The organism is Streptomyces sp. NBC_00820 (assembly GCF_036347055.1).
In the GTDB taxonomy this organism is placed as follows: Bacteria; Actinomycetota; Actinomycetes; order Streptomycetales; family Streptomycetaceae; genus Streptomyces.
The window spans coordinates 5,863,758-5,889,648 of sequence record NZ_CP108882.1 but is presented as its reverse complement, the minus strand read 5'-3'; the positions used below and the strand labels follow the sequence as shown (position 1 = coordinate 5,889,648).

At 72.2% G+C, this 25,891-nt stretch carries 19 protein-coding genes; 4 read left to right on the top strand and 15 right to left on the bottom strand.

Annotated features, from left to right (window positions below; genetic code table 11):
* Nucleotides 1–221 precede the first annotated feature (221 nt).
* The 4 genes from infB to rimP all read right to left on the bottom strand — a co-directional run bounded on the left by infB (nucleotide 222) and on the right by rimP (nucleotide 5,355).
* On the bottom strand, nucleotides 222–3,317 hold the full coding sequence (gene infB / locus OIB37_RS26685; RefSeq protein ID WP_330460144.1) for a translation initiation factor IF-2: 3,096 nt from the start codon (nucleotides 3,315–3,317) through the stop codon (nucleotides 222–224).
* Between the two features lie 142 nt (nucleotides 3,318–3,459).
* The gene (locus OIB37_RS26680; protein ID WP_330460143.1) at nucleotides 3,460–3,753 is read right to left on the bottom strand and encodes a YlxR family protein; all 294 of its coding nucleotides are present in this window, start codon (nucleotides 3,751–3,753) and stop codon (nucleotides 3,460–3,462) included.
* 102 nt (nucleotides 3,754–3,855) lie between these two features.
* On the bottom strand, nucleotides 3,856–4,842 hold the full coding sequence (gene nusA / locus OIB37_RS26675; protein WP_330460142.1) for a transcription termination factor NusA: 987 nt from the start codon (nucleotides 4,840–4,842) through the stop codon (nucleotides 3,856–3,858).
* Nucleotides 4,843–4,845: 3 nt separating this feature from the next.
* Entirely contained in the window at nucleotides 4,846–5,355 is a 510-nt protein-coding gene (gene rimP / locus OIB37_RS26670; RefSeq protein ID WP_330460141.1) for a ribosome maturation factor RimP, read from the bottom strand.
* 341 nt (nucleotides 5,356–5,696) lie between these two features.
* Between rimP and OIB37_RS26665 the strand changes: the two genes are divergently transcribed.
* The 3 genes from OIB37_RS26665 (at nucleotide 5,697) to OIB37_RS26655 (ending at nucleotide 7,828) form a co-directional block, all read left to right on the top strand.
* Complete coding sequence (locus OIB37_RS26665) at nucleotides 5,697–6,305, top strand: hypothetical protein (protein ID WP_330460140.1); 609 nt, start codon at nucleotides 5,697–5,699, stop codon at nucleotides 6,303–6,305.
* Entirely contained in the window at nucleotides 6,302–6,832 is a 531-nt protein-coding gene (locus OIB37_RS26660) for a ferritin-like domain-containing protein (RefSeq protein WP_330460139.1), read from the top strand. The genes OIB37_RS26665 and OIB37_RS26660 overlap by 4 nt, the downstream gene beginning before the upstream one ends.
* Before the next feature lie 78 nt (nucleotides 6,833–6,910).
* Nucleotides 6,911–7,828: an aminoglycoside phosphotransferase family protein gene (locus OIB37_RS26655; RefSeq protein ID WP_330460138.1), complete on the top strand. Its 918-nt coding sequence runs from the start codon at nucleotides 6,911–6,913 to the stop codon at nucleotides 7,826–7,828.
* Between the two features lie 133 nt (nucleotides 7,829–7,961).
* Here OIB37_RS26655 and OIB37_RS26650 read toward each other — a convergent pair whose 3' ends face one another.
* The 6 genes from OIB37_RS26650 to dxr all read right to left on the bottom strand — a co-directional run bounded on the left by OIB37_RS26650 (nucleotide 7,962) and on the right by dxr (nucleotide 15,571).
* On the bottom strand, nucleotides 7,962–9,665 hold the full coding sequence (locus OIB37_RS26650) for a proline--tRNA ligase (protein ID WP_330460137.1): 1,704 nt from the start codon (nucleotides 9,663–9,665) through the stop codon (nucleotides 7,962–7,964).
* 123 nt (nucleotides 9,666–9,788) lie between these two features.
* A complete protein-coding gene (locus tag OIB37_RS26645) occupies nucleotides 9,789–10,322 on the bottom strand; it encodes a GNAT family N-acetyltransferase (protein WP_330460136.1) in 534 nt (177 codons plus the stop codon).
* A gap of 118 nt (nucleotides 10,323–10,440) precedes the next feature.
* The gene (locus OIB37_RS26640; RefSeq protein WP_330460135.1) at nucleotides 10,441–11,289 is read right to left on the bottom strand and encodes a GNAT family N-acetyltransferase; all 849 of its coding nucleotides are present in this window, start codon (nucleotides 11,287–11,289) and stop codon (nucleotides 10,441–10,443) included.
* A 177-nt stretch (nucleotides 11,290–11,466) separates the two neighbouring features.
* Nucleotides 11,467–12,624: a flavodoxin-dependent (E)-4-hydroxy-3-methylbut-2-enyl-diphosphate synthase gene (ispG, locus tag OIB37_RS26635; RefSeq protein ID WP_330460134.1), complete on the bottom strand. Its 1,158-nt coding sequence runs from the start codon at nucleotides 12,622–12,624 to the stop codon at nucleotides 11,467–11,469.
* A gap of 374 nt (nucleotides 12,625–12,998) precedes the next feature.
* The gene (locus tag OIB37_RS26630; protein ID WP_330460133.1) at nucleotides 12,999–14,303 is read right to left on the bottom strand and encodes a M50 family metallopeptidase; all 1,305 of its coding nucleotides are present in this window, start codon (nucleotides 14,301–14,303) and stop codon (nucleotides 12,999–13,001) included.
* Complete coding sequence (gene dxr / locus OIB37_RS26625) at nucleotides 14,300–15,571, bottom strand: 1-deoxy-D-xylulose-5-phosphate reductoisomerase (protein WP_330460132.1); 1,272 nt, start codon at nucleotides 15,569–15,571, stop codon at nucleotides 14,300–14,302. Before dxr ends, OIB37_RS26630 begins: the two co-directional genes overlap by 4 nt.
* A 200-nt stretch (nucleotides 15,572–15,771) precedes the next feature.
* On the opposite strand from dxr, the gene OIB37_RS26620 reads away from it, so the two are divergent.
* Nucleotides 15,772–16,230 carry a lamin tail domain-containing protein gene (locus OIB37_RS26620; protein ID WP_330460131.1) on the top strand — a complete coding sequence of 153 codons (459 nt, stop codon included), beginning with the start codon at nucleotides 15,772–15,774 and terminating at the stop codon, nucleotides 16,228–16,230.
* Between the two features lie 42 nt (nucleotides 16,231–16,272).
* On the opposite strand, the gene OIB37_RS26615 is transcribed toward OIB37_RS26620, so the two are convergent.
* The 5 genes from OIB37_RS26615 to OIB37_RS26595 form a co-directional block, all read right to left on the bottom strand.
* Nucleotides 16,273–18,210, bottom strand: coding sequence for an acyl-CoA dehydrogenase family protein (locus tag OIB37_RS26615; protein ID WP_330460130.1), 1,938 nt, complete (start codon nucleotides 18,208–18,210; stop codon nucleotides 16,273–16,275).
* A 396-nt stretch (nucleotides 18,211–18,606) separates the two neighbouring features.
* Nucleotides 18,607–19,521, bottom strand: coding sequence for a formate/nitrite transporter family protein (locus OIB37_RS26610; RefSeq protein WP_330460129.1), 915 nt, complete (start codon nucleotides 19,519–19,521; stop codon nucleotides 18,607–18,609).
* 417 nt (nucleotides 19,522–19,938) lie between these two features.
* A complete protein-coding gene (locus OIB37_RS26605) occupies nucleotides 19,939–21,384 on the bottom strand; it encodes an aldehyde dehydrogenase family protein (protein ID WP_330460128.1) in 1,446 nt (481 codons plus the stop codon).
* A gap of 387 nt (nucleotides 21,385–21,771) precedes the next feature.
* On the bottom strand, nucleotides 21,772–23,373 hold the full coding sequence (locus OIB37_RS26600) for a PucR family transcriptional regulator (protein WP_330460127.1): 1,602 nt from the start codon (nucleotides 23,371–23,373) through the stop codon (nucleotides 21,772–21,774).
* A 158-nt stretch (nucleotides 23,374–23,531) separates the two neighbouring features.
* Nucleotides 23,532–25,658: an ATP-binding protein gene (locus tag OIB37_RS26595; RefSeq protein ID WP_330460126.1), complete on the bottom strand. Its 2,127-nt coding sequence runs from the start codon at nucleotides 25,656–25,658 to the stop codon at nucleotides 23,532–23,534.
* Nucleotides 25,659–25,891 lie beyond the last annotated feature (233 nt).

The window sequence follows — 25,891 nt, the reverse complement described above, 5'->3', positions numbered from 1 at the left end:
TCGGTTGCGGCGGCCCCACCTGGGGGCTCCGCCTCCCGGACTCCGGCTTCCTGCCCACCCGCCCAGCTCGATGGGCCGACAGGGCGCCCGTTCGGCTGACTGTCGGCCCACCGAGTCGGGTGGGTGGGCACAAGGCCCGGGGTCCGGGGGCGAAGCCCCCGGGAACGGCCCGCTGGCCGACGGGACAGATGTCCCGCCGGCCAGCGGCGAAGCGAAGGTGGTTACACCCGCGGCTTCTCGCGCATCTCGTACGTCGCGATGACGTCGTCGATCTTGATGTCGTTGAAGTTTCCGAGGTTGATACCACCCTCGAAGCCTTCGCGGAGCTCGGTGACGTCGTCCTTGAAGCGACGCAGACCGGAGATGGTGAGGCTCTCCGCGATGACCTTGCCGTCGCGGATGAGGCGCGCCTTGGTGTTGCGCTTGACCTCGCCCGACCGGACCAGGACACCGGCGATGTTGCCCAGCTTGGACGACTTGAAGACCTCGCGGATCTCCGCCGTACCGAGCTCGACCTCTTCGTACTCCGGCTTGAGCATGCCCTTGAGGGCCGCCTCGATCTCCTCGATCGCCTGGTAGATGACCGAGTAGTACCGGACGTCCACACCCTCGCGCTCGGCCATCTGCGCGGCACGACCGGCCGCACGGACGTTGAAGCCGATCACGATGGCGTCGGAGCCCATCGCCAGGTCGATGTCGGACTCCGTGACCGCACCGACACCACGGTGCAGGACGCGGATGTCGACCTCTTCGCCGACGTCCAGCTGGAGCAGCGAGGACTCGAGAGCCTCGACCGAACCGGAAGCGTCACCCTTGATGATCAGGTTCAGCTGCTGGACCTCGCCGGCCTTGAGCACCTTGTCCAGGTCCTCGAGGGAGACGCGGCGCGTGCGCTTGGCGAAGGCCGCGTTGCGCTCACGGGCAGCGCGCTTCTCCGCGATCTGGCGAGCGGTGCGGTCCTCGTCGACGACGAGGAAGTTGTCGCCCGCACCCGGGACGTTGGTCAGGCCCAGGACCTGGACCGGCGTCGACGGGCCCGCCTCGGCGACGTTGTTGCCGTTGTCGTCGAGCATGGCGCGCACGCGACCGTAGGCGTCGCCCACGACCATCGTGTCGCCGACCCGCAGGGTGCCTCGCTGGACGAGGACCGTGGACACGGCACCGCGGCCGCGGTCGAGACGGGACTCGATCGAGATGCCCTGCGCGTCCTGGTTCGGGTTGGCCCGCAGGTCGAGCGAGGCGTCCGCGGTGAGGACGACGGCCTCGAGGAGGCTGTCGATGTGCAGACCCTGCTTGGCGGAGATGTCGACGAACATGGTGTCGCCGCCGTACTCCTCGGCCACGAGGCCGTACTCGGTCAGCTGACCGCGCACCTTGGTCGGGTCGGCGCCCTCGACGTCGATCTTGTTGACCGCGACGACGATCGGGACGTCGGCCGCCTTGGCGTGGTTGAGCGCCTCGACCGTCTGCGGCATGACGCCGTCGTTGGCCGCGACGACGAGGATCGCGATGTCCGTCGACCGGGCACCACGGGCACGCATGGCGGTGAACGCCTCGTGACCCGGGGTGTCGATGAACGTGATCTTGCGCTCTACGTCGTTGACCTCGGTCGCGACCTGGTAGGCACCGATGTGCTGGGTGATGCCGCCGGCCTCGCCCGCGATGACGTTCGTCTTGCGGATGGCGTCGAGCAGTCGGGTCTTACCGTGGTCGACGTGACCCATGACGGTGACGACCGGCGGACGGACCACGAGGTCGTCCTCGTCGCCCTCGTCCTCGCCGAACTCGATGTCGAAGGACTCGAGCAGCTCGCGGTCCTCCTCCTCGGGGCTGACGATCTGAACCGTGTAGTTCATCTCGCCGGCCAGGAGGAGCAGCGTCTCGTCGGAGACGGACTGCGTGGCGGTGACCATCTCGCCGAGGTTCATCATGACCGCGACGAGCGACGCCGGGTTGGCGTTGATCTTCTCGGCGAAGTCCGTGAGCGACGCGCCGCGGGAGAGGCGGATGGCCTCACCGTTGCCGCGCGGCAGCATCACGCCGCCGACGCTCGGGGCCTGCATGGCCTCGTACTCCTGGCGCCTCTGACGCTTCGACTTGCGACCACGACGCGCGGGACCACCGGGACGACCGAAGGCGCCCTGCGTGCCACCACGGCCACCGGGACCACCGGGACGGCCACCGAAGCCGGGACGGCCACCGCCGCCACCACCGGGACCACCCGGACGACCGGCGAAGCCACCGCCGCCACCACCGGGACCGGCGGGACGACCGGCGAAGCCGCCACCGCCACCACCGGGACGACCGGCGAAGCCGCCGCCACCGGGACGACCGCCGCCGCCGCCACCGGGACGACCGGCACCGGCCGGACCACGACCGCCGCCACCAGGGCCGGGACGCGGGCCGGCAGCGGGACGCTGCGGCATCATGCCGGGGTTCGGACGCGGACCGCCGGCCGGGCCGGGACGCGGGCCACCCTGCGGGCGGGGCATACCGGCCGGGGACGGACGGGAACCGCCCGGACCCTGCGGACGCGGGCCGCCACCCTGGGCGCCGGGCGCCCCCTGGGGACGGGGACCGGCGCCGGGAGCACCGGGAGCACCGCCGTGACCGCCGGGACGCGGAGCACCCTGCGGGCGGGGAGCCTGCGGGCGCGCCATGCCGGTGGAGCCACCGGAGGTGAAGGGGTTGTTACCCGGACGCGGACCGGCCGGACGAGCGCCGGGACGCGGGGCCTGGCCACCGGGGCGCGGAGCACCCTGACCCGGACGGGCCGGACGCTCCGGACGGTCCTGACCGGAACCGGCCGGACGGCCACCGGGCTTCGGCGCACCGGGACGGGCGCCGGAACGCGGACCCTGGGCGGCCGGAGCCTGGGGGGCCTGCGGAGCCTGCGCGGCCGGAGCGGCCGGCGGAGCGGTGAACTCCGGGGCAGCGGGGGCCGGGCGCGGCGCGGGCTTGGGGCCCGGAACCGGACGCGGACCCGAGGCCGGCGCGGACGCCGCGGGAGCCGCGGGGGCGGCAGCTGCGGGCTGCGGGGCCGTCGGGGGCTTGGGGGCCGGCGGCTTCGGAGCAGCCGGACGTGCCGCCTGCGCCGGGGAGGGCGCGCCGGGCTTGGGGGCGGCCTTGCGCGGGGCGGGCTTGCCGGACTTGCCGGAGCCACCCTGGAAGGCGTCGGTCAGCTTACGTACTACGGGCGCTTCGATGGTCGAAGACGCCGAACGGACGAATTCACCGAGTTCTTGGAGCTTGGCCATGACGACCTTGCTCTCTACACCGAACTCCTTGGCGAGTTCGTATACCCGGACCTTAGCCACTTCGCTCCTTTGAGGTCCGGGGAACCGGACCGTCGCTAGTTCATGGGCGTACTCATCGCGTACTCATCGAGTGCTCATCGCAATCTCGACCTGCTTTCGACTCGCGAGGTACCAGGCCGCACGGTTTTCCGAGCGGCTCGTCTTACGGCGTTGCCTCAACAACTGTTGTCTGCTCGACGTACTGGCGCAACGCCTTTGTGTCGAGCGTTCCCGGGACGCGCAGTGCCCGCGTGAACGCTCGGCGGCGTACCGCCTGATCGAGACAGACCGGGGCGGGGTGCACATAGGCACCCCGGCCGGGCAGCGTACCGCGAGGATCGGGGACACACTCGTCCTCGATCGCCACGATCCGCAGGAGATCGTCCTTGGCCGCCCGCCCCCGACACCCCACACAGGTGCGTTCAGGGCATGCTCGGGCATGCGTCCGGCCAGACACAGTTAAGTCTACCTCCCCGTACCGACCTCACCCCGCCGAGGGGGAGATCGAACAGCTGCCGCACTCGGAACTGTCGTGATCCGACCGAATCGCGGCCTGGAACTATTCCCCGGCCTGCTCGGTGTCGGGCCGGATGTCGATGCGCCAGCCGGTGAGGCGGGCGGCGAGCCGGGCGTTCTGCCCTTCCTTGCCGATCGCCAGCGACAGCTGGTAGTCCGGCACGGTCACCCGTGCGGAGCGGGACGCGAAGTCCACGACCTCCACCTTGCTCACCCGGGCGGGTGACAGGGCGTTCGCCACCATCTCGGCCGGGTCGTCCGACCAGTCGACGATGTCGATCTTCTCGCCGTTCAGCTCGGCCATCACGTTGCGCACCCGCGCGCCCATCGGGCCGATGCAGGCGCCCTTGGGGTTCAGACCCGAACGGGTGGACCGAACGGCGATCTTCGTGCGGTGACCGGCCTCGCGGGCGATGGCCGCGATCTCGACCGAACCGTCGGCGATCTCCGGCACCTCCAGGGCGAAGAGCTTCTTCACCAGGTTGGGGTGCGTGCGGGAGAGGGTCACGGAGGGACCGCGAACGCCCCTCGCCACCCGCACGACGTACGAGCGCAGGCGCAGGCCGTGCTCGTAGGTCTCGCCGGGGACCTGCTCCTGCACGGGCAGGATGGCCTCGAGCTTGCCGATGTCGACGAGCACGTTCTTCGGGTCGCGGCCCTGCTGGACCACGCCGGTGACGATGTCGCCCTCACGGCCGGCGTACTCGCCGAGCGTCGCGTCGTCCTCGGCGTCGCGCAGCCGCTGCAGGATCACCTGCTTGGCGGTGGTGGCGGCGATACGGCCGAACCCGGACGGGGTGTCGTCGAACTCGCGGGCCTCCTGGCCCTCCTCGAGGTCCTCGGGGTCCTCCTTCGCCCACACGGTCACATGACCGGTCTCCCGGCTGAGCTCCACGCGCGCGCGTCGGCGGCTTCCCTCGGTGCGGTGGTAGGCGATGAGGAGGGCCGACTCGATCGCTTCGACCAGCAGGTCGAAGGAGATCTCCTTCTCCCGGACCAGACCCCGCAGGGCGCTCATGTCGATATCCATTGGCTACGCCTCCTCCTCTTCCTTCATGTCCTTCTTGTCCTTGCGATTGAACTCGACCTGCACCCGCGCCTTGGCGATCTCCGGGAAGCCGAGCCGCCGGGCCTTCGCCTTGCGGCCCTTGACCCCGGGCACCTCGACGTCCAGGCCCTCGTCGTCCACGTCCAGAATCCGCGCGACCAGTTCGTCGCCCTCGGCCAGCTGGAACTTCACGAGCCGGTCCACCGCGCGCGCGAAGTGCCGGTGCTCGGTGAGGGAACGCTCGGCGCCCGGGGTTCCGACCTCCAGGTCGTACGCGTCGTCACCCATCGCGTTGGTCTCGTCGAGCTTCGCCGAGAGCGCGCGGCTCACATCGGCGATCTGGTCCAGGTCCGCTCCGGTGTCGGAGTCGACGACCACGCGCAGCACCCGCTTGCGTCCCACGGAGTCCACGGCGATCTCTTCGAGATCCAGCCCTTGCGAGGTGACGAGCGGTTCCAGCAGCTCTCGCAGCCTCTCGCTCTGGGTGGTGCTCATCCGGGTGACTCCTCGGCCGCGTGTGCTGTTGTGGTTGGGTCGCGTGTCTGGTCAAAGGGTATCCGGTCGCGGGGAGTGTTGCCGTCCACACGTGTCCGCGGCGGCGCGGCCGGAAACAGCGCCGGGAATCGGCGTCGGGGTGGCCGGGCTTTTCGGTGGGTGCGGGTCGTATGTGGCTGGTCGCGCGCTTCCCCGAGCCCCTGAGGGGGCCTCGCCGGGGCCCTGCCGGGGCGGTGTTGAGCCGGTGACGTCGGCGGGATGGATGCGCGGGTACCGTGATCACGGGCGCGCCACCGGTCGCCGATCTCCCTTCCGTACGAGTTCCCCCGAGGACGTCTGCAGTGCCGTATCCCCCACCGCCGCGCACCCCCTCGGGGCCGCGCAGAAGATCCCTGCTCGCCTCCGCCGCGGGGGCCGCCCTGCTGCTGGCCGGCTGCTCGGCAGGTCCCGGTTCCAAGGAAGGCGCCCCGTCGGCGTCCGCCCGGGCACGCGCGCGTGCGGCCCGGGACAGCGCGGACCTGCTGGCGCGTTACGACGCCGTGCTCGCCGCGCATCCGGCGCTCGCGCCGCGGCTGGGCCCGCTGCGCGCGGAGGTCGCGGCGCACGCGGAGGCGTTCGGCGGCACCGCGTCCGCCGAGTCCCCCTCCCCCACGGTGTCCCGCGCCGCCCACGCGACCTCGTCGGCCGCATCCGGGTCGACCGCATCCCCGTCCGCCGCATCCCCGTCGGCCGCGTCCGGGTCGACCGCGTCCCCGGCCATCACGTCTTCGGCGGGGAAGGCGACCACCGAGAAGGAGGCGCTCGCCTCGCTCGCCACGGCCGAGCGGAACCTCGCCGACCGCAGGGCGCACGATCTGCTGGAGGTGCCGGGCGAGCTGGCCCGGCTGATGGCGTCCGTGGCGGCCACCGGGGCCGCGCACGCGTACCTGCTGACCGGGGGGACCACGTGAGCGCCAGGATCGACGCGGCCAGGCGGAGCGACGGCCCCGAGCAGGCCGAACTGGACGCCTTCCAGGCCGCGCTGGCCGCCGAGCACGCGGCCGTGTACGGGTACGGCGTCGTCGGCGGCCGGATCGGCGAGCGGCGGCGTACCGAGGCGCGGGCGGCCTACGACGCGCACCGGGCCCGCCGGGACGCGCTGGTGCGCCAGGTGCGCGACCTGGGCGGCGCACCGGTGGCCGCGAACGCCGCGTACGCGCTGCCGCACCCCGTGACCGACGCGGCCTCCGCGGTACGGCTGGCCGCCGAGCTGGAGGAGCGGGTCGCCGGGGTGTACTCGGACCTGGTGCGAGCGACGGCCGGCGTGCGGCGCGGTGCCGCCGCGGCGGCGCTGCGCGAGGCGGCGGTGCGGGCGGTGCGCTGGAGCGGGGAGAGCGTAGCCTTCCCTGGGCTCGCCGAGCGGGCCGGCGGCCCGGCCGGCCGGGCCGGCGCGACCGGCACAACCGCTGCGCCGGGTTCCGCGACGCCGTCGGCGTGACGTCGTAGCCACCCGTACGACGGCCCACGCACAGCAGACCAGCAGACCAGCAGACCAGCAGGAAGGAACGACTCGCGCATGGCTTTCGAACCGCCGCAGCGCCTGGTGCGGGCGACCGGTGAGACGGCGCCGCCCGGCGACGACTGGCTGGCGAGGCTGCCTGAGGCGACCGAACAGGCTCTCGCCCGACGCGAGTTGACCGTGGAACGGCTCCAGGTGCCGGGCGGTCGCAGCAGCCTGGTGGTGCTGGTCCGGCGTGCCGACGGCACCCCGGCGGTACTGAAGCTGGCCCCCGCCCGGGCGCGGCCGGAGAGCGAGCGGGCGGCGCTGGCGCACTGGGGCGGCCTGGGCGCCGTACAGCTGCTGGAGACGGATGCACGGGATGCCGGCGAGGGGGCGCTGCTGCTGGAGCGGTTGCACCCGGACGTGTCGGTGCGGACCCTGCCGGAGGCCAAGGCCCTGCTGGAGGCGGCGGGGACGCTGCGGCGGCTGTGGGTCGAGCCGCCGGCCGGTGCGACGGCCCACGTCTTCGAGACGGTCGGGGAGCGCACCGGACGGCAGGCGGAGGCGATGCGGGCGGGCGCCCGGGCCGACGCCGAGGCGCGGCCGCTGGTGGAGACGGCGCTGGCGGTCCGCGAGGAGCTGCTGTCCGCGCCGCCCGAGCACCGGCTGCTGCACGGCACGCTCCGGCAGAGCAAGGTGCTCCGCGGGGAGCGCCTGCCGTGGCTGGCGGTCGGTCCCGACCCGGTGGTCGGCGAGTGCGCCTTCGACCTGGCGCGCCTCGTGCGTGACCGGGTGGAGGACCTCATCGCCACGTCCTCCGGGCCGTCGATCACCCGGCGCCGGATCAAGAAGCTCGCGGAATCGCTGGAGGTGGACCAGGAGCGGCTGCGCGGCTGGACCCTGTTCCGCGCGGTGGAGTCCGGGGTGCGGGCCCGCCGCGTGGGCCGTGAGCAGGACGCCGAGCTGCTGCTGGAGTTCGCGACCTGGCTGTAGGCCGCGCGGGCACGAGAACGCCGGGCGGGCTGGTCTTCCCAGCCCGCCCGGCGTTCTCGTGTTCCCGGTGCGGGGTCACCTCGGGACGCTCCCGGTGCGGGGTCACCTCAGGGCGCTCCCGCTACGGGGTTCCTCAGGCGGTGAGGCGGGCGATGGCCTCCTCGATGGTCAGCTCCTCGCGCTCGCCGGTCTTGCGGTCCTTCAGCTCCAGCACGCCCTCGCCGGCGCGGCGGCCGGCCACCAGGATCTGCGGGACACCGATCAGCTCGGCGTCGGTGAACTTCACGCCCGGGGAGACGCCGGCCCGGTCGTCCACCAGGACGCGGACGCCCGCGGCGGCCAGCTTCTCGGAGACGTCGAGGGCCACCTCGGTCTGCAGGGCCTTGCCGGCGGCGACGACGTGCACGTCGGCCGGGGCGACCTCCTTAGACCAGCACAGGCCCTTGTCGTCGGCGGTCTGCTCGGCGAGCGCGGCGACGGCGCGCGAGACGCCGATGCCGTAGGAGCCCATGGTGACGCGGACGGGCTTGCCGTTCTGGCCGAGGACGTCCAGCTTGAGGGCGTCGGCGTACTTGCGGCCCAGCTGGAAGATGTGGCCGATCTCGATGGCGCGGTCCAGCTTCAGGCCGGTGCCGCACTTCGGGCAGGGGTCGCCCTCCTGCACGACGACGACGTCGACGTACTCGGCGACCTCGAAGTCACGGCCCGCGACGACGTTCTTCGCGTGCGTGTGCTCCTTGTTGGCACCGGTGATCCAGGAGGTGCCGGGGGCCACGCGCGGGTCGGCGATGTAGGTGACCTTCTCGCCCAGGCCCTGCGGGCCGACGTAGCCGCGCACCAGGTCGGGGCGGCCGGCGAAGTCCGCCTCGGTGACCATCTCGACGGCCGCGGGCGCGAAGTGCGCCTCGACCTTGTCCAGGTCGACCTCGCGGTCGCCGGGCACGCCGACGGCCACGATCTCGCCGTCCACCTTGACCAGGAGGTTCTTCAGCGTGGCGGAGGCCGGCACGCCGAGGGAGGCGGCCAGGGTCTCGATGGTCGGGGTGTCGGGGGTGGGGATCTCCTCCAGCGCGGGCACGGCCGAGCCGTCGACGGCCACCAGTCCGTAGCCGACCGCCTCGGTGTTGGCGGCGAAGTCGCAGTTCGGGCAGTCGGCGAAGGTGTCCTCGCCGGCCTCGGCCGGGGCCAGGAACTCCTCGGACTTGGAGCCGCCCATCGCGCCGGCGGTGGCCGCGCAGATGCGGTAGTCCAGGCCCAGGCGCTCGAAGACGCGCTGGTAGGCCTGGCGGTGCAGGGCGTAGGACTTCGCGAGGCCCTCGTCCTCGGTGTCGAAGGAGTACGAGTCCTTCATCAGGAACTCGCGGCCGCGCAGGATGCCGGCGCGGGGGCGGGCCTCGTCGCGGAACTTCGACTGGATCTGGTAGAGGATCACCGGCAGGTCCTTGTAGGAGGACGCCTGGTCCTTCACCAGCAGGGTGAAGATCTCCTCGTGGGTCGGGCCGAGCAGGTAGTCGCCGCCCTTGCGGTCGCTCAGGCGGAACAGCTCCTGGCCGTACTCGTTCCAGCGGCCGGTCGCCTCGTAGGGCTCGCGCGGCAGCAGGGCGGGGAGGGAGACCTCCTGGGCGCCGATGGCGTCCATCTCCTCGCGCACGATGCGCTCGACGTTGGAGAGGACCTTCTTGCCCAGCGGCAGCCAGGACCAGATGCCGGCAGCCGTGCGGCGGACGTAGCCGGCGCGGACGAGGAGCTTGTGGCTGAGGACCTCGGCGTCGGCCGGGTCGTCACGCAACGTCTTCGCCAACAACTGGGACATGCGCTGGACCGGTGCGTTCGCCATGTTTCTCGTACTCCTGCCGATGTGGTCCCCCCGCTCGGGCACGGCCGAGAGTGGGAGAGGGTGATGGCTAGGAGGTTAGCCGGGCTGGCTGTTCCGGCGGAAATCGGTTATGAACGGCGACCGCTACATGCGGCGCAGCGGCAGCGGCGCGCCCATCACGGCGTACGGCCTCGGGGCGCTCGGGAAGTGGACGCGGCGGGCCAGGTCGACGTAGCCGAGGGAGTGGTAGAGGCCGCGCGCGGGGCTGTCGGTGTCGATGGCGGAGAGGATCGAGCGGGGCTGGGCGGCGCTGTCGGTGATGGTGGTGATCAGCCGGCGGCCGATGCCCCGGTTCTGGTGGTCGGGGTGGACGTGCAGCTCGGTGATGACGAAGGCGTCGTCCAGCCAGCCGTCGTTCTCCTGGGCGCGCAGGTAGGGGGCGACGACGGTGGACCACCAGTGGTCGCGGGAGTTGGGCATGCCGTAGACGAACCCCACGAGGTACCCGTCGGAGGTCGTGGCCCCGAGGGCGCGAGCGCCTGGGAACCGCATGTGGCGCTGGACGATCTGGCGGCGTACGGCGACTTCTTCGGCCCCCAGTCCGAAGGCTACGGCCTGCACGGCCAAGGCCTCGTCGACGTGGGAGGCGAGGTCCAGGGGGCCGATCACGAGGTCCATGCCGGGAGCGTACAGGGGGCCGCGGGCGGTGGGGTGGGCACGAAGGACAGGCCCGGTCGCGCGGCCGCCGGCCCGGGTCCGCGGGCGCGGCTCCGGTCAGGATCCGGAGCGACACCCCCTAGAACAGCACGCTCATGAACGCGCCGATCTCCTGGAACCCCACCCGCCGGTACGTCCGCCTGGCCGCCGTGTTGTAGTCGTTGACGTAGAGGCTGACCACCGGGGCCACGTCCGCCAGGGCGTACTGGAGGACGGCCGCCATGCCGGGGGCGGCCAGGCCCCTGCCCCGGTACTCGGGGGCGACCCAGACACCCTGGATCTGGCAGGCGTGGGAGGTTGCGGCGCCGATCTCCGCCTTGAAGACGACCTTGCCGTGTTCGTCGAGGCGGCCGAAGGAGCGGCCGGAGCCCACGAGTTCGGCGACGCGGGCCTGGTAGAGCAGGCCGCCGTCGCCCGCGAGCGGGGAGACGCCGACCTCCTCGGTGAACATCGCCACGCACGCCGGCATGATCGTCTCCATCTCGTCCTTGCGGATGCGGCGGACGTACGGATCCGGGGCGCTGTCGGCGGACGCGCGGTCGGTGACCATGAGCGGCTGGTGGGAGCGGACCTCGCGGGCGGGGCCCCAGTGCGGTTCCAGCAGGCGCCAGAGTTCACCGGTGGCCTCGACGGGGCCGACGATGGAGGAGCAGCGGCGGCCGGCCCGGCGGGCGCGGTCGGCGAAGGCGCGGACGGCGCGCGGGGTGGCGCAGATGGGGACGAGGTTGGCGCCCGCGTAGCACAGGGACGTGAGCATGCCGTCCTCGTACCAGCCCCACATCTCGCCGCCGAGGCGCCACGGGTCGAGGCCGGCGATGCGGACCCGGGCGGTCACGAAGGCGTTGGCGACCGGCTCGCGGTCGAGGACGGCGAGCGCGGCATCCAGGTCGCTCGGATCGAGCACCCGTGAGGTGGTCTGGGTCAACACGTGCGGGGCCTCACCCTGGGGGTTCTGCTGATCTCCGCACTATAGCCGCGCCGCTTTGGCGGTGCGCCTCCGAGCTGGGGAGGTCCTGACGGGTGGGCGACCGCCGGTCGCGTGCGGCTGGTCGCCGCGGTTCCCCGCGCACCTTCAGGGTGCCGGCGCGCGGGGAGGCCGCAGGGTTCAGCCGGCGACCGAGACGGACGGCTCGCCCGAGGCGATGCCGTCGGCCTCCATCTGCTCGGCGAGCTTCATGGCTTCCTCGATGAGGGTCTCCACGATCTTGGACTCGGGGACGGTCTTGATGACCTCGCCCTTGACGAAGATCTGGCCCTTGCCGTTGCCGGAGGCGACGCCGAGGTCGGCCTCGCGGGCCTCGCCGGGGCCGTTGACGACGCAGCCCATGACGGCGACGCGCAGCGGGACCTCCATGCCGGTGAGGCCGGCGGTGACCTCTTCGGCGAGCTTGTAGACGTCGACCTGGGCGCGGCCGCAGGACGGGCAGGAGACGATCTCCAGGCCGCGCTGCTTGAGGTTCAGGGACTCCAGGATCTGGAGGCCGACCTTGACCTCCTCGACGGGCGGGGCCGACAGGGAGACGCGGATGGTGTCGCCGATGCCCTGGGAGAGGAGGGCGCCGAAGGCGACGGCCGACTTGATGGTGCCCTGGAAGGCGGGACCGGCCTCGGTGACGCCGAGGTGGAGCGGGTAGTCGCTCTGGGCGGCGAGCTGGCGGTAGGCCTCGATCATGATGACCGGGTCGTTGTGCTTGACGGAGATCTTGATGTCGCGGAAGTCGTGCTCCTCGAAGAGGGACGCCTCCCACAGGGCCGACTCGACCAGCGCCTCCGGGGTGGCCTTGCCGTACTTCTGGAGCAGGCGCCGGTCCAGGGAGCCGGCGTTGACGCCGATACGGATCGGGGTGCCGTGGTCATTGGCGGCCCGCGCGATCTCCTTGACCTTGTCGTCGAACTGCTTGATGTTGCCCGGGTTCACCCGGACCGCCGCACAGCCGGCCTCGATGGCCGCGAAGACGTACTTGGGCTGGAAGTGGATGTCCGCGATCACCGGGATCTGCGACTTGCGCGCGATGGTCGCGAGCGCGTCCGCGTCGTCCTGCGTCGGGCAGGCCACGCGGACGATCTGGCAGCCGGACGCGGTCAGCTCGGCGATCTGCTGCAGGGTGGCACCGATGTCCGACGTACGGGTCGTGGTCATCGACTGGACCGATACGGGCGCGTCTCCGCCGACGGCCACGGATCCGACCTGGATCTGCCGGCTCTTCCGGCGCTCGGCGAGCTTGGTCGGAACGGACGGCATGCCGAGAGAAATCGCAGTCATCTGCAGTGCAACCCCAAGTCGTGGATCAAGATCCGAGTCCCGTGAACGGCGGGCTCCAGGCCTTGAGATTACGGCACGGCCGTGAACGCGGGCACACGGCCGCCCGACAATACACCCATTGGCATGCCATAGCGGGAAGCCGGACATGGGGGCCGTGGAAGAGGAAATGCTCTCTTGTTGGGCGCCCCGCCCGGATCGCCCGAGCCCTCGGGAGCCGACGTCGCCCGGGCCGGTACGGAAGATCGGCGCAGGACAAGGGCGTACGAAGCGCGCTTCCGGGCCCTGCACGCGATTCGCGCCCTTCACCCGTAAGAGCTATCCGGGTGAAGGGCGCGAATTCACGGTCGCCGCAGCAGAGAGAGAACGACTGCTTTTCAGCTGATCTTGACCGGGTTGACGACGTCCGCGATCAGGACGAGGACGGTGAAGCAGACGAAGACGCCCGCCACCACGTACGCGACCGGCATCAGCTTGGCCACGTCGAACGGGCCCGGGTCCGGGCGGCGCAGGACGCGGGCCACCTTGCGCCGCAGCGACTCCCACAGGGCGCCCGCGATGTGCCCGCCGTCGAGCGGGAGCAGCGGGAGCATGTTGAACAGGAACAGGGAGAGGTTGAAGAAGGCGAGGACGAAGACGAACATCGCCACCTGCTGCGAGGCGGGGATGTCCAGGGTGGCGATGTCACCGGTGATACGGGCGGCGCCGACGATGCCCATCGGGGAGTCCGGCTCGCGCGGGCCGTCCCCGAAGGCCGCGTCCCACAGGGCCGGGATCTTGCCGGGGATGGCGACGAGGTTCTCGACGGCGTCGCCGACGCGGTCGGTCATCCAGGTCACGGAGTCGCCGAAGCCGAGCTTGACGAAACCCTCGGCGGCGCTGAAGCCGAGGAAGCCGGCCTTGACGTACCTGCCCTGGACGTAGGCGCCGCTCGAGTCCTTCGCGGCGACCTTGTTGACGGCGATCTTCGCGTGCAGGGTCAGATCCTGGCCGCCCCGCTCCACGACGATCGGGACGGTCTTGCCCGCGCTGTCCCGGATGAGGTCGGAGAGCGTGTTCCAGTCCTTGGTCGGCTTGCCGTCGAAGGAGAGGATCTTGTCGTGGCTCCTCAGCCCGGCCGCGGCCGCCGGGGAGGCGGGATCGGACTTCTTGCACGCGTCACGGTGCTCGCTCTGGGAGATGACGCAGGGCGAGACCGATTCGATCGTGTTGGTCCCCTGCTTGATGCCGAAGCCCATCAGCACGGTGAGGAAGAGGGCGACGGCGAGCACCAGGTTCATGAAGGGGCCCGCGAACATGACGATGACGCGCTTCCACGGCTTGCGCGTGTAGAACATGCGCGTCTCGTCGCCGGGCTGGAGCTCCTCGAAGGCCGCCGAGCGGGCGTCCTCGATCATGCCGCGCCACGGTGAGGTGGAGCGGGCGGAGACCCGGCCCTGGTCGTCGGGCGGGAACATGCCGATCATCCGGATGTAGCCGCCGAGCGGGATCGCCTTGATGCCGTACTCGGTGTCGCCCTTGTCTCGCGACCAGATGGTCGGGCCGAAGCCGACCATGTACTGCGGGACTCGGATGCCGAAGAGCTTGGCCGTGGACAGGTGCCCCAGCTCGTGCCATGCGATCGAGATCAGCAGGCCGGCGAAGAAGACCCCTATGCCGAGGATGAACATCAAGGTCGTCATGCACGCGCCTCCGCGGTCGCCGTCGTGGCTGTCAGTTCGCGGGCCCGGGCCCGCGCCCAGGTCTCCGCTTCGAGGACGTCCGACACGGTGAGTGAAGTTCCCGAAACCGGGGTGCCGTGTTCCTCGACGACCCGGGTGACGGTCTCCATGATGCCGTTGAAGGGCAGCGCGCCGTCGCGGAAGGCTTCGACGCACTCCTCGTTGGCCGCATTGAACACCGCCGGAGCGGTCCCCGCGAGCTGCCCCACGTGCCGGGCGAGGTTCACGGAGGGGAAGGCCTCGTTGTCCAGCGGGAAGAACTCCCACGTGGAGGCCTTGCTCCAGTCGAAGGCCGGGGCGGCGTCCGGGACGCGCTCGGGCCAGCCCAGACCGATGGCGATCGGCCCCCGCATGTCGGGGGGCGTCGCCTGGGCGATCGTGGATCCGTCGGTGAACTCGACCATCGAGTGGACATACGACTGCGGGTGCACGACGACCTCAATGCGGTCGAAGGGAATGTCGTAGAGCAGGTGCGCCTCGATGACCTCCAGGCCCTTGTTGACCAGGGTCGCGGAGTTGATCGTGATCACCGGGCCCATCGCCCAGGTGGGGTGGGCGAGGGCGTCGGCGACGGTGACGTGCGCCAGCTCGGCCTTGGTACGGCCGCGGAAGGGGCCGCCGGAGGCGGTGACGACCAGCTTGCGGACGTCGGCGCGGGTGCCGGCGGCGAGGGCCTGGAAGAGCGCGGCGTGCTCGGAGTCGACCGGGATGATCTGGCCGGGCTTGGCCAGCGCCTTCACCAGCGGACCGCCGACGATCAGCGACTCCTTGTTGGCGAGCGCGAGGGTGCGGCCCGCCTCCAGGGCGGCGAGGGTGGGTGCGAGACCGATGGACCCGGTGATCCCGTTCAGCACGGTGTGGCAGTCGGAGGCGGCGACCTCGGTGGCCGCGTCCGGTCCGGCGAGGATCTCCGGGAGCGGCTCGCCGGTGCCGTACCGCTCGCTCAGTGCCTCGCGCAGCGCCGGTACGGCGTCCTCGCGGGCGACCGCGACGGTGCGTACCCGCAGCCGGTGGGCCTGCTCGGCGAGCAGGGCGACGCGGGTGCCGTTCGCGGAGAGGGCGGTGACCCGGAAGCGGTCGGGGTTGCGCAGCACGAGGTCGATGGCCTGGGTGCCGATGGACCCGGTGGAGCCGAGGATCACCACGTCCTTCGGGCCGTCACCCGCGAGCGGGTCGTACACGAGGTGCGGGTCGGCGAGCGGGGCGGGGCTGACGGGACTGTCGGTCATTCCCCCATTGTGGCCGCAAGCGAGGGCCGTCCGGACAGCACATCCCCCGGGTGGGTGGCTTGGAGGCTTTCGTCGCGGGATGGAGCGGTTCCCCTGTTCGTGAAGGATGAGTGAAGATCGTGTGATAGCAATTCAGTCGGGCCGGTGGACGACCGGCCCTTGAACGACTTCGCGGACGAATCCTTTGGGGGGATCTCTTCATGCGTTCTGTGCGTACGCGCGCCGCCCTGCCCGCTCTCGTGGGCGCCGCCCTGCTCACGGGCACCCTGCTCAGCACCCCGGCCGAGGCGGCCGGGGGCGTGCGGATCAACCACGTCTGGTTCGACAGCCCCGGCAGCGACACCCGCTCGAACACGAGCCTGAACGCCGAGTGGGTGCAGATCAAGAACACCAGCGGCGCGTCGGTCTCGCTCAAGGGCTGGATCCTCAAGGACGCCTCGAACCACAAGTACGTCTTCCCGAACGTCAAGATCGGCGCGGGGAAGTACATGAAGATCCACACCGGCAAGGGCTCGGACACCGCGTCGAACAAGTACCAGGACCGTGGCGCCTACGTCTGGAACAACACCAGCGACACGGCGACGCTGACGAAGGCCAGTGGCTCCAGGATCGACTCCTGCTCCTGGACGACGCGGGACCCGAGCGACAAGTACTGCTAGCCGGCGTCAGCTCCCGTACGGGCGGCGGCCTGTCGGCCGGTGTCAGCTCCCGTACGGGCGGCGGGCGCTCTCGCGCTCGCTCGGCCCGGGGGTCGCGTCGGCGATCCACGGGCCCTCGCCCGAGGGGTCGACGATCCCTTCCTCCAGCCAGCCGTAGGCCCCGCCGAGCACGCCCTTGACCACCTTGCGGTCGACGTCGTCGGTGTTGGACCACAGCCGGCCGAACAGTTCGTCGACCCGGATGCGGGCCTGGTGGCAGAAGGCGTCGGCGAGCTGGTAGGCCTCGCGGCCGTGCTCGCCCTCGGCGCGCAGCCGCTCGGCCCGGACACAGGCCGCGCTCATCGCGAACAGTTCCGCGCCGATGTCCACGATCCGGCCGAGGAAGCCCTGCTTGGTCTCCATGCGCCCCTGCCAGCGGGACATGGCGTAGAAGGTGGAGCGGGCCAGCTTGCGGCTGTGCCGCTCCACGTAGCGCAGGTGTCCGGAGAGGTCGACCTCGCGCTTGAACTCGCTGTACGAGGACGGCAGTTGCCCCGGTCCCGCGACCAGCTTGGGCAGCCACTTGGCGTAGAAGACACCCGCGCTCCGGCCGGCCTTCGCCTTGTCCGACAGGGACTTGCCGGGGTCGATGAGGTCACCGGCGACCGCGAGGTGGGCGTCGACGGCCTCGCGCGCGATCAGCAGGTGCATGATCTCCGTCGAGCCCTCGAAGATGCGGTTGATGCGCAGGTCGCGCAGCATCTGCTCGGCCGGTACCGCCCGCTCGCCGCGCGCCTTCAGGGACTCGGCCGTCTCGTAGCCGCGGCCGCCGCGGATCTGGACCAGTTCGTCGGCCATCAGCCAGGACATCTCGGAGCCGTACAGCTTGGCGAGGGCGGCCTCGATGCGGATGTCGTTGCGGTCCTCGTCGGCCATCTGGGAGGCGAGGTCGACCACGGCCTCCAGCGCGAAGGTGGTGGCCGCGATGAAGCTGATCTTGGAGCCGACGGCCTCGTGCAGCGCGACCGGCTTGCCCCACTGCTCGCGCTCGGCGGCCCACTGGCGGGCGATCTTCAGGCACCACTTGCCGGCGCCCGCGCACATCGCGGGCAGCGACAGGCGGCCGGTGTTCAGCGTGGTGAGCGCGATCTTCAGGCCCGCGCCCTCGGGGCCGATGCGGTTGGCGGCCGGGACGCGCACCTGGTGGAAGCGGGTGACACCGTTCTCGATGCCGCGCAGGCCCATGAAGGCGTTGCGGTTCTCGACGGTCACGCCCTCCGCGGTGGCCTCCACCACGAACGCGGTGATGCCGCCCGGGTGCCCCTCCGACTTCGGTACGCGCGCCATGACGACCAGCAGGTCGGCGACGACCCCGTTGGTGGTCCACAGCTTCACGCCGTCGAGGACGTAGTCGTCGCCTTCCGGTACGGCCGTGGTGCCCAGGCGTGCCGGGTCGGAACCGACGTCCGGCTCGGTGAGCAGGAAGGCGGAGATGTCGGTGCGGGCGCAGCGGGGCAGGAAGGCGTCCTTCTGCTCCTGGGTGCCGAATATCTTCAGCGGCTGCGGCACGCCGATCGACTGGTGGGCGGAGAGCAGCGCGCCGACCGCGGGGCTGACGGAGCCGACCAGGGCGAGGGCCTTGTTGTAGTACAGCTGGGAGAGGCCGAGGCCGCCGTACTTGGTGTCGATCTTCATGCCGAGGGCGCCGAGTTCCTTGAGGCCGGCGACGACCTCGTCAGGTATGCGCGCCTCGCGCTCGATGCGGGCGGAGTCGATGGTGGACTCGCAGAAGGCGTGCAGCCTGTCCAGGAACTCCTCGCCGCGCCGCACGCTCTCGGCGTCCGGCAGCGGGTGGGGATGGATGAGGTCGAGCCGGAAGCGGCCGAGGAACAGTTCCTTGGCGAAGCTCGGCTTGCGCCAGTTCTGCTCCCGGGCGGCCTCCGCCACCTGGCGGGCCTCGCGTTCGGTGACGGTGGTGCGTTGGGTGGTGGGGGCGGACATGAGGCTCACCTCGCCGCGAGAAGGGTGATTGCGGACCGTTCGTTACCGACCAGTGCTACTGGATCGTTGGTACCCGAAACGGGCCGACCCCACCACCCCTCGCGCGCGCGATCGGGCTCCGCGGGCTCCGGCGGCCGCCCGCTCCGGGCGCCGGTGCGGCGCCCGGGAAGACCGGGTCGGGTGCGGCGGCCGCCGATCCGGGCGGGCCGGAGGAACGGCCCGCCGGTCCGGTCGGCCCCGCTGCGCCATTCGTGGTAACTCCGTCGGGTGAGTCGCGCGGTGAACGCCGACGGCCGGCCGAGGACGGATGTGACGTGTCCTGGGCCGGCCGGAGCGCGGGAAAGGCGCGGTGCGTACCGGCACGCGCGCCGGTGCGCGTACGGGCGCGCGCTCGGGTCAGGCGGTCTTGCCCGCCGAAGCCGCGAGCGCGGGCTCGGACCCGGTCGCGGTCTCGGACTTCTCGCCCGAGCGGGGCGCCGGGACGGCCGCCGGGGTGGTGCCCGGGGTGGCGCCCGGCGCGGTGCGGCGGCCGGTGAAGGCGAACGCCGCGCCGACCAGCAGGCCGCCGCCCACGAGGTTGCCCAGGCCGACGAAGAGCAGGTTGTGGGCGAAGGCGCCCACGGTGACGCCCGGCACGTGCTCGAACAGGCCCAGCGAGAAGGTCGTCATGTTGGCGACCACGTGCTCGAAGCCCGAGCCGACGAAGGCCAGGATGCCCGCGAAGATCAGCACGATCCGGGCCGCGTCGGAGCGGGTCCGCACGCCCATCCACACGGTCAGGCAGACCAGGAAGTTGCACAGCACCCCGCGGAAGAACAGCACGTCGCCGCTCTCCGCCAGCTTCGCGTGCAGCATGCCGTCCAGCATCGTCGCGCCGGGCGCCGGGCTGCCGGGGGCAGCCGCGACGTCCAGCACCCCGGCACGGTGCACCAGCCAGGCGAAGACGACGGAGCCGACCAGGTTGCCGAGGAGGGAGGCGACGATGACGGCCAGCGCGACGAGGGCCGGTACGCGGCGGCGGGCGGCGCCCTGGACCATCGTCATCATGTTGCTGGTGGCCAGCTCGCCGCCGGCGAAGATCACCAGGGTCAGCGCCACACCGAAGACCAGACCCTGGACCAGCTTGGCCCAGGGGGAGTGCGCCAGGCCGAGGGGGCCGCTCACCATGACCATCAGGACGACGCCCACGCCGATGAAGGCTCCGGCGAGCGCGGAGAGCACCAGGTAGCGTCCGGGCGACCGGAGCAGGGCGGCCTTGCCCCGCGCGGTCTCGACCTGCATGTCCAGGGCCTCTTCAAGTGGTATCGGCACGACGGTGCTCCCAGCGACTGCTCAGCGAAATGAGGTGCCGGGCCTGGCGCCATCGCCACCCGGCGGCGACACGGGAGGGCGGGACGAATCGTGGATGGGCCGACATGAGGGCCCACGCCCGACACATGGTGATGCGGTCGCTTGCGCCGACGCTTTCCAGCGTGTCCGCGAATGTCCGACTCCCGGTGCGGGAGGAAGTGTGCGCGCTTTGGTGAGGGAAAGTCAAAAGCACAATCAATTGCTTGATAGGCAGCGCTTATCTCAGCACTTGATAGGCGTGAGTTATTGTTTAATAGATCGCTTTTATCAATGTGCGTTCCCGTGAATGGCGTGATCACTTCCGCGGAACGACAAGAACGGCCGGAGCCCCCGCACAGCGGGCTCCGGCCGTTCTCTTTCCGACCTGTCCGTGTCAGGTCAGAGTGCGAGGCCGGTGAGAACCAGCACGCGCTCGTAGGTGTAGTCGTCCATCGCGTACCGGACGCCCTCGCGGCCCACACCGGACTGCTTGGCGCCGCCGTACGGCATCTGGTCGGCACGGTAGGACGGGACGTCGCCGATGATGACACCGCCGACCTCGAGGGCGCTGTGCGCCCGGAACGCGGCCTGGAGGTCGTGGGTGAACACGCCCGCCTGGAGGCCGTACTTGGAGTCGTTGACCGCGGCGAAGGCCTCGGCCTCGCCGTCCACCTTCTGCACGCTGAGGACGGGTCCGAAGACCTCCTCGCAGGCGAGGGTGGTGCCGGCCGGGAGGTCGGCGAGGACGGTCGGCGCGTAGGTGGCGCCGTCGCGCTTGCCGCCGGTGAGCAGTTGGGCGCCCGCGGCGACGGCCTCGTCGACCCACGCCTCGACGCGCTGGGCGGCGTCCTCGCTGACCAGCGGGCCGACGTCGGTGGTGGCGTCGCTCGGGTCACCGGTGACCTGGGCCTCGACGGCGGCCACGATGCGCGGCAGCAGGCGGTCGTACACGGACGCGTCCGCGATCACGCGCTGCACGGAGATGCAGGACTGGCCGCCCTGGTAGTTGGAGAAGGTCGCGATGCGGGTCGCGGCCCAGTCCAGGTCGGCGTCGCTCGCCCAGTCGCCGAGGACGACGGCCGCGCCGTTGCCGCCCAGCTCCAGGGTGCAGTGCTTGCGCGGCACCGAGTCCATGATCGCGTAGCCGACCTTCTCGGAACCGGTGAAGGAGATGACCGGCAGGCGCTCGTCCTGGACGAGGGCGGGCATCTTGTCGTTGGTGACCGGAAGGATGCTCCAGGAGCCGGCCGGCAGGTCGGTCTCGGCGAGCAGGTCGCCCAGGACGAGGCCGGACAGCGGGGTGGCCGGGGCCGGCTTCAGGATGATCGGGACACCGGCGGCGATGGCCGGGGCGACCTTGTGCGCGCACAGGTTCAGCGGGAAGTTGAACGGCGCGATGCCGAGGACGACGCCCTTGGGGAAGCGGCGGGTCAGCGCGAGGCGGCCCTTGCCGCCGGCGTCGGTGTCGAGGCGCTGGGCCTCGCCGCCGTTGAAGCGGCGGGCCTCCTCGGCGGCGAACCGGAAGACGGAGACGGCACGGCCGACCTCGCCGCGGGCCCACTTGATCGGCTTGCCGTTCTCGGCGGAGATCAGCTGGGCGATCTCCTCGGTGCGCTCGGCCAGGCGCTTGCTGACGTGGTCGAGGGCGGCGGCGCGTACGTGGGCCGGGGTGGCGGCGAACTCGTCGCGGACGGCGTGGGCGGCGGCCACGGCCTCCTCGACCTGCGCGTCGGTCGGCACGCTCACCTGGGCGACGAGGCGGCCGTCCCACGAGGAGGTGACGTCGAAGGTGTCCTCGCCGGTGGCCTGGCGGCCGGCGAGCCAGAAGGCGTGGGTGGTCCCCACGTTCATTTCCTGGGGCATTTGCGAGTCCCGACCCTTCCGCGTTGAGGGTGTTCTGTCGGTCGTCCTACACCGTAGGGCGGGGGCTCGCGGGGGTCGCTTGTCCGAGTCGTACGGGTGGCGATCGAAGATGCTCCGGTTTGGCGAGGTGGGGGCCGAGGCCCCGCGTTTCCCGCCCCCGCCGCCCCCGCCGCCCCTGCCCTCCCCCAAGCTCTCGGCTGCGCTCGAGCAGGGGGGACCCCCACCATCCCCCAGGGGCTCCGCCCCTTCGACCCCGATCGGCCTGGACGGCCTCGTCCTCAAACGCCGGACGGGCTGAAAGCACAGGCTTCTTCCAAGCGGACCGAGTCGGGTGGTGGGTGGGCACAGGCCGAGGGTCCTGGGGAACGGTCACTCCGCCGACGTGGCCTTCAGGGCGAGCCACAGCTCCATCCGTACGTCCGGATCGTCCAGGGAGCGTCCGAGGATCTCCTCGACCCTGCGCATCCGGTAGCGCAGGGTGTGGCGGTGGACGCCCAGGTCGGCAGCCGCCGCGTCCCACTGGCCGTGCCGGGAGAGCCACGCCCGCAGGGAGGCGACCAGGTCGCCCCGCCCCGTTGCGTCGTGCTCGTGCAGCGCCCGCAGCAGCCCGTCGGCGAACGCCTTCACCGCGTCGTCGGCCAGCAACGGCAGCACCGACCCCGCCGCCAGCTGCTCGTGCTCCACGCACACCCGGCCCCGCCGCCGCGCCACGGACAGCGCCTGCTCGGCCTGCTTGTACGCGGCGGTCGCGGCGATCGGCCCGACCGGGGCGGACAGCCCGACGACCAGTTCCTGCTCGTCGCCGCCCGCCTGCTCCCGCACCGGCCGCGCGGCCTCCAGCGCCGCCGCGTGCGCGACGCAGGCGGCCACGGCCGCTCCCCCGTCCGCGGCCAGCACCACCAGCCGGTCCCCGTCCGGTACGACCAGCACGCTCTCCCCGGACCGCGCGGCCGCCGACTCCACCACCTCCGCGAGTTCGCCCAGCGCGTCGGCGTCCGCCTCGGTGTGCGACCGCGCGGCCGGCCCGGAGGCCACCTCGGCGACGATCACCCGGAAGGGCGCGTCCAGCAGACCGCCGTACAGGTCCCCGGCGACGGCCCGGGCGTGGTCCGGCTCCCCGGCGAGCAGCATGCGCAGGACGGCCGCCCCGATCCGCTGCTCGGCCGCGTACAGGGAGCGGGAGCGTTCGGTGGTGAGGGTGAGCAGGGCGATCGCGGAGTGGACGGCGTACCGCTCGGCGGTGCCCAGGGCCGCGGCCGTACCGACGGCGAGCGCGGCGCGCGGACGGCGGCCGGTGCCGAGGGAGTGCAGCTCCACCCGGTCCTCGTTGTCCGGGACGGCGACCACCGCGGAGGCGGGCGCGGGCCTGTCCCGCAGCCGTTCGACCTCGGTGGTGAGCCGGGCGGCCCGGCGGCCGGCCCACTCGGGCGCGGCGGCGACGACGGCACCCGAGGCGTCGTACAGCGCGGCCCACCCGTCGACCTGGGCGGCGAGCGCGGCGAGGAGGCCCTCGGGGCCGGCGGTCAGCGTCTGCCTGGTCAGTTCACGCTGGGCCGCGAAGCCCGCCGTCACCGCCCGGTACTGGTCGGCGGCGATCGCGGCGGAGACGGCCTTGCTGATGGCGAGGAAGGGGGTGCGGCGGGGCACCTCCAGCAGTGGCAGCCCCTCCTGTTCGGCGGCTTCGACGAGGGCTTCGGGGATGTCCTCGTAGTTGACGCCGATGGCGAACCCGAGCCCGACGACACCCGCGCCGACCAGCCGCTTCACATACCGCCGCATCGCCTCCGGGTTGTCCGCGTCCAGCTTGAGCGCGGTGATCAGCAGCAGCTCACCGCCCTCCATGTAGGGCACGGGGTCGGCCAGCTCGCTGACGTGCGCCCAGCGCACGGGCACGTCGAGGCGGTCCTCGCCCGCGCGCACGGTCAGCTTGAGCGCGGAGTGGTGGACGAGCGAGGCGAGGGTCGGGGGCATGGGACCTTCAGGTCGGGAACGCGGTGGGGTTGCGGAGATCCGGTGATCATGGTGATCAATTGGCCGCCGCGTATGAACGGCCTATGCCGATTCTGCCTCACCGTACGATGCCGGTCCGACCGTCGCCCGGACCCGTCTTACCCCCGCGGTCGCGCCGCTCACCCCCGCAGATCCACCAGCAACGGCGGCGCGTGCTCGCCCCGCACGGTCGTCAGCGACAGCACCGCGTGCCCCGGCGGCACCCCGTGCGCCAGCTCGGACGCGGACCAGCGCTCGCGCTCCACCTGGCGGACGGTGACGGCCCGGGCGGTGGGCGCCTTGCCGGTGATGACGCGGCGCAGCATGTGGACGGCCTTGCCGGCCGGGGTCTCGGCGATGATCTGCCGGTCGGTGACGTCGCGGGCCTCGGTCCACTCCTTGCCCCACACCTCGGCGAAGTCCTGACCGTCCCAGGGGGTGAGCCCGGACAGCGCCATCCGGCAGCCGGTGGCCCCGAGCAGCGGGCCGCGCAGCGGCCGGGGCGCGTCGTCCAGGGTGCGCAGGGTCAGCACGGCGCCCGCGCCCGCGGAGCGCAGCCGCTGGATGCCGCGCACGGCCTCCGGCGTGACGACGCCGCTCGCGTCGTCCAGCAGCAGGCAGGCGAAGAGCGACCGGTCCTCGCGCACCGTCACGCCGGCCGTGAACTGGGCGAGCACCAGCCGGGCCAGGATCCGGGAGGCGTCGGCGTGCCCGCGCTCGGGCAGGTCGATGCGGACCCGGACCGGATGGTCGAGGGCCTTGAGCGAGAAGGGCCGGGTGTGGCCGGAGGTGTCGAAGAAGGAGGCGAAGGCGGGCCGGTCGAGCAGCGCGATCCGGTCGGCGAGCACGGTGCCCACGTCGCCGGGGTGCGCCATCTGCCGCTCCCGGGCGTCGAGTTCCCTGAGCAGCGGCTCCTGGCCGGTGTCGGTGAGCCCCTTGCGCAGTGCGGCCAGCGGGCCGGGAGCGCCGTCGAGGAGCCCGCGCAGCTCGGGCACGGACGGGAAGCGGCCGTGGACGGCCTGGAAGGGTCCGAGCAGCTGGGCGAGGACGGTGGTGGAGCGTCGGCTGTCGCTGCCGGGGTGCGGGTCGGCGAGGTCGCCGACGAGGGCCTCGGCGAGTATGGCGGCGGCCTCGTCGGGGTCGGTGGTGCCGCCGTAGAGGTCGAGGTCGTAGACGGACTCGGGGTGTCCGACGCGCACGACGACGTCGTACGCCCCGTCCGGGCCGAGGCCGGCGCCCGCCGCGCCGACCGCCACGACGGCGGCCCGCCCGGCGAGGGCGTGCAGGCACAGGGACTCGGCGAGCGGCCGGATGAGCGAGCCGGTCTTGCCGGAGCCGGCCGGGCCGACGGCGAGCAGCGAGGTGCCGAGCAGGTCGGGTCCGAGGGCGAGTCCGGAACCCCGGTAGTGGTAGGGGTTGCGCGGGTCGTCGGCGGTGGTGCCGAGCCGGACCTGCCCGGTGAGCAGGTCGTGGCGGGCGTGACGGGTGGGCAGGTCGCGGTCGCCTGAGGGGTGCGCGCAGGCCCCGGAGCCGTCCTTCAGCACGGCTCCGGTGAAGGCCGTCAGCCCGTGCCGTCCGGACCGCACGCTCTGCCAGGCTCGGCTGATCCGCGCGTGGTCGACGTCCCGCATGATCCCGGTCCTGGCCTCGGCGGCCAGCCGCTCGGCGGCCTCGTGCGCGCCCTCGGCGCGCAGCTGGGGCCATTCGGCGGGGTCCCGCTCGGGCGCGGGGGCCGGCTGTCCGGCCGCTCCGGCGGGGCGCCAGGCCGGGGGGCCGTAGCGCCGCCAGACCTCGCCCCAGCGGCCGAGGCGGCCGACGACGAGCAGAATGGCAAGGGCGATGAGGGTGTAGTACGAGTACCAGAGGACGGCGTTGCCCACCCGGTCGTTGCCCTCGCGCCAGGAGTCGGGGGTGAACAACTCCAGAGGGATGACCCACCAGCCGCCGAGGTAGCCGTTCCAGAGCAGGGACCACACCAGCCAGCCGACGAGGAAGGCGATGAGGGCGCCGCTGAGCAGTTGGCGGGCCGGGGTCGGTTCGGGCTCCTGCTCGGGGCGCGGCAGGTGGCCCAGCCGCCACACGCCGGGCGCCGCCTCGGGCCGGGGGGCGCGCAGCCAGGCCAGGAAGGCCGCACCGTCCGGCCGGGGCGGCGCGCCGGGCGGCATCGCGGGCATGGGCGGCAGGGCGGAGCCCTCCGGTGGCGCCGCAGGGCGCGGCACCGGATTCGCCTGCGTGCGGCGCGTGTCCCGCGTCCCGTCGCTGTCCATCGACGTTGCCCCCTGACCAGCCGTTCCGTCACCGTCAGCGAGCCAATCTAACGCCCCGGCAAGGGGAGTTCACCGTTTACGCGGCCGACGGCACCCTGTGGGCTCCGCGGCCGCGCGCCGGCCGGTCCCGGTCCGGCTATGTCCATCGCGGACAACCGGAATCACCGACAACGCCCACATGGAGCATGCCCACCCCGCGGCACCCGTCTTAGCCTGCGGGAAAAGAAGGCAAG

Excerpts from the sequence above, each read along its gene's own strand:
- nusA (WP_330460142.1), bottom strand. The coding sequence starts at position 4,842 with ATGGATATCGACATGAGCGCCCTGCGGGGTCTGGTCCGGGAGAAGGAG.
- rimP (WP_330460141.1), bottom strand. The coding sequence starts at position 5,355 with ATGAGCACCACCCAGAGCGAGAGGCTGCGAGAGCTGCTGGAACCGCTC.
- OIB37_RS26655 (WP_330460138.1), top strand. The coding sequence starts at position 6,911 with ATGGCTTTCGAACCGCCGCAGCGCCTGGTGCGGGCGACCGGTGAGACG.
- OIB37_RS26650 (WP_330460137.1), bottom strand. The coding sequence starts at position 9,665 with ATGGCGAACGCACCGGTCCAGCGCATGTCCCAGTTGTTGGCGAAGACG.
- OIB37_RS26645 (WP_330460136.1), bottom strand. The coding sequence starts at position 10,322 with ATGGACCTCGTGATCGGCCCCCTGGACCTCGCCTCCCACGTCGACGAG.
- ispG (WP_330460134.1), bottom strand. The coding sequence starts at position 12,624 with ATGACTGCGATTTCTCTCGGCATGCCGTCCGTTCCGACCAAGCTCGCC.
- OIB37_RS26630 (WP_330460133.1), bottom strand. The coding sequence starts at position 14,303 with ATGACGACCTTGATGTTCATCCTCGGCATAGGGGTCTTCTTCGCCGGC.
- dxr (WP_330460132.1), bottom strand. The coding sequence starts at position 15,571 with ATGACCGACAGTCCCGTCAGCCCCGCCCCGCTCGCCGACCCGCACCTC.
- OIB37_RS26620 (WP_330460131.1), top strand. The coding sequence starts at position 15,772 with ATGCGTTCTGTGCGTACGCGCGCCGCCCTGCCCGCTCTCGTGGGCGCC.
- OIB37_RS26615 (WP_330460130.1), bottom strand. The coding sequence starts at position 18,210 with ATGTCCGCCCCCACCACCCAACGCACCACCGTCACCGAACGCGAGGCC.
- OIB37_RS26600 (WP_330460127.1), bottom strand. The coding sequence starts at position 23,373 with ATGCCCCCGACCCTCGCCTCGCTCGTCCACCACTCCGCGCTCAAGCTG.
- OIB37_RS26595 (WP_330460126.1), bottom strand. The coding sequence starts at position 25,658 with ATGGACAGCGACGGGACGCGGGACACGCGCCGCACGCAGGCGAATCCG.